The 444-nt window shown below is 64.0% G+C and carries 1 protein-coding gene; it reads left to right on the top strand.

Translation table 11 applies throughout. From position 1 onward, the window contains the following. A partial coding sequence (locus D7Y13_RS42970; RefSeq protein ID WP_158626231.1) for an ABC transporter permease occupies window positions 1–444 on the top strand: 444 nt, incomplete at both ends.

The raw sequence follows: 444 nt of genomic DNA, 5'->3' as shown, positions 1-444 counted from the left end.
GCTGATCGCGGCGCTGGTTTCGGCGGCGGTGACCCGCGCTTTCCTGGTCGGCGGCGCGGTGTGGCTGGTGATGTCGCTGTGGCCGGGCGTGCATGTCAGCATGGCGCACCCGTTGTGGGTGCTTTATTTCGGGCTCGCGGGATCGTTAACGCTCGCCTTTCTGGGCGTGATCACCTCGATCTGGGCCGAAAAGTTCGACCAGGCGGCGATGGTGACGAATTTCGTGGTGACCCCGCTCTCGCTGCTGTCGGGCACCTTTTACTCGGTCAGCCAATTGTCGCCGACATTCCAGGCGATCAGCCACGCCAACCCGTTCTTCTACGTCATCTCGGGATTCCGGCACGGCTTCCTTGGCGTGACCGATTCGCCGCTGCTGCTCGGCGCGGGATTGCTTGCGGCGATCAACCTGGCGCTGTTTGCGACCTGCTACGCGCTGCTCAGGAG

Source organism: Corallococcus praedator, from assembly GCF_003612125.1.
Taxonomy (GTDB): Bacteria; Myxococcota; Myxococcia; order Myxococcales; family Myxococcaceae; genus Corallococcus; species Corallococcus praedator.
The sequence above is the reverse complement of the archived record's forward strand: the minus strand, read 5'-3'. Positions and strand labels throughout refer to the sequence as shown.